Source organism: Fodinibius salsisoli, from assembly GCF_026229185.1.
In the GTDB taxonomy this organism is placed as follows: domain Bacteria; phylum Bacteroidota; class Rhodothermia; order Balneolales; family Balneolaceae; genus Fodinibius; species Fodinibius salsisoli.
In genome coordinates, this window is the sequence record NZ_JAGGJA010000030.1 from 1 (window position 1) to 2,729 (window position 2,729).

Here is a 2,729-nt window from a genome sequence, read left to right on the forward strand (position 1 = left end):
TTGGGCCAGCCTGACCGACAACGGCGACGGCACCGCCACCCTGAGTGGCACCCCGGGTGTAGAGGCGGAGGGCCGCTACCCCGTGGAGCTGGTTGTGAGTGATGGAAGCGCCGACACCACCCAGGTTTTTGAGATAACGGTTACCAGCGGCAATCAGGGCCCGGCCTTTATCTCTGAGGCCGTCACTTCGGCTCAGGAAACCAAGTTGTACAGGTACACGGTTATAGCCAGCGATCCGGATGGAGACGGACTGGCATTTAGCGCCGAGACCCTTCCAGAGTGGCTGGCGTTGAGCGTCACTTCCGATACGAGTGCCACCCTGAAAGGCACGCCGGGCCCTGAGGATAGCGGCGAGGCGCCGGTTGAGCTCACCGTTACCGACGGGTCGGCCACGGCCTCCCAGTCCTTTACAATTACGGTAGGCAATACCAACCGGGCCCCGAGTTTTGATTCGGAACCGGTAACGCAGGCCCAGGAGGGCGAGACCTATAGCTACGGCATCGAGGCGTCCGATCCGGATGGGGATTCCTTGTCGATCACCGCAGAGCAGCTTCCAGGCTGGGCCACTATTACTGACCATCGGGATGGCACCGCCACGCTGGAAGGCCCCCCGGGTCCCGATGATATTGGCGATGTATCGGTCGAGCTGGAAGTCAGCGACGGGACAGATACAGTCACCCAGAAATTTACGATCACGGTGGCCCGTACCAATCAAGAGCCGGCCATCCTGAGCCAGCCGTCCCTGCAGGTGCCCTCCGAGATCGCCTACCGGTATGTGGTAGCCGCTATTGATACGGCCGGCTCCGACGGGGGCGGGAAGCTGACCTTTGGGGCCGAGCTGGAAAACGGGGCGCCGCTGCCCGGCTGGCTCTCGTGGGAAGATATCCCCGATGAGGGGCCGTTGCGGCGCAAGGCCCTGGTGGGTACCCCCCCGCCCTCAGCCATGGGTACCTACCAGATCGTGGTGTCAGTAACCGATGGCGGAACCCCCTCGCTTACCACAGAACAGCAGTTTACCCTACGGGTCACCCAGGGCAACCGGGGCCCGACCATCGGCTCCAGCCCGGTGGAGGTGGTTCGCATCGACCAGACCTATAGCTACACCATTGAAGCCTCCGACCCGGATGCCGATAAGGTGGATTTTTCGGCGAGCCTCTCGGGCGGAGACCCGTTGCCGGAATGGCTGAGCCTGCAGGCCAGCAGCGACACCACGGCCACCGTCACCGGCGAGCCTGCCGAGGAGGATATGGGCACCTACCAGATCCGGGTGAGGGCCACCGACAACGGGACCCCTCGGAAACAGACCACCCAGGAGTTCACCCTGCAGGTCAAATACAAGCAAGTGGATAAGCTGAACGCCCTGTACAACTACCCGAATCCCTTCCGGGCGGCCACGGCCATCAAATTCGAGCTGCCCGAGGAGGCGGAGGTCACCCTGCAGCTGTACAACCTGACCGGGGCGCTGGTACGCCAGAGGCCCCCCGAGGTCTTTGGCCCCGGGGCTAACGAATTTAAGATCCGGGCCCGCAACCTGGCCAGCGGGATCTACATTTACCGCATTACCTCCGGCGGCCAGGCCGTCACGGGAAAGATAACGCTCATTCGATAACTCCAGGCGCTATGATATTCGCAACCAACGCAAAGATGTTTTTACAACCGATACAACCGATTCTGATGAATAAACAACGATGGTTTGGGGTACTGTTACTACTGCTGGTCCCGCTGGCCGGCCGGGGACAAGTGAACCAGATAGCAGTCCCGGCCCTGCGGGTCGAGCCCGACCCGGTGGCAACCGGGCGGGGCTTTACCGGTGTGGCTGATCCCGTGGGAGCGCGGGCGGTCTTTTGGAACCCGGCGGGGCTGGCGGGCCAGCAGGGCCTGCAGCTGGGCTTCTCGCGGTTCCGGTGGGTACCGGCCCTGGACGATGAGCTGACCTACAACTACATGATGGCCCGCTACGGGAACATCGGCGGGCATGTGACCTTTCTGAACCTGGGGTCCCAATCCTACCGGGACGGACAGGGGGCCACCTCCGGGGACTTTGCCAGCTACGAACTGTCGGTAGGGCTGTCGGCCGGGCAGACGCTGATCCCGGAGAAACTGTCGGTGGGGCTGGGGGTCCGCTTTGTGTCCAGCCGGCTGGTGCCCTCCGGGCAGCAGGTGGGCGGGCACCAGACCGAGGTGGGCAATACCGCCGCGATGGACCTTGGGGTGCTGTACCGCCCCGGGAGCTACCAGGTGGGAAGCTTGGCGGTAGAGCCCTCGGTGGGGCTGGCCATCACTAATGTTGGGGGGCGGGTCTCTTACTCCGACAGCGATCACAAAGATGCCCTGCCGACGCTGTTGCGGCTGGGGACCAGCCAGCAGCTGTGGCTGGATGGGGACGGGAGCAACAGCCTGACGGTGAGCGCGGAGATCTCGAAACTGCTGGTGCGGGCCGACTCAACGGGGGCGGCCCCGCCGCTGGAAGCCTTGTTTTCCTCATGGGGCAGCTATGAGTATTACAACGGACAATCCACGCAGACGGTGGGGCTGGGCGAGCAGCTGATGATAGGGCTGGGCGCCGAATACTGGTACGGGGGGCTGCTGGCCGTGCGGGCCGGCTACTACCGGGAGGGAGCCTCCAATGGCGGCCGGGAGTTTGTGACGGGGGGCGGCTCGCTGCGCTACGGGGCGCTGCAGGTGAATGCGAGCCTGGCGATCCCGCAGGGGCCCACGGCCACCGACAA

2 protein-coding genes are annotated in these 2,729 nt (G+C 64.0%); both read left to right on the forward strand.

The window, feature by feature from the left end; all coding sequences use genetic code 11:
• The first annotated feature begins 94 nt into the window (after positions 1–94).
• Entirely contained in the window at positions 95–1,609 is a 1,515-nt protein-coding gene (locus tag J6I44_RS20445) for a putative Ig domain-containing protein (protein WP_265768130.1), read from the forward strand.
• A 65-nt stretch (positions 1,610–1,674) separates the two neighbouring features.
• On the forward strand, positions 1,675–2,729 hold a 1,055-nt coding region (locus J6I44_RS20450), incomplete at its 3' end, for a PorV/PorQ family protein (protein WP_265768128.1).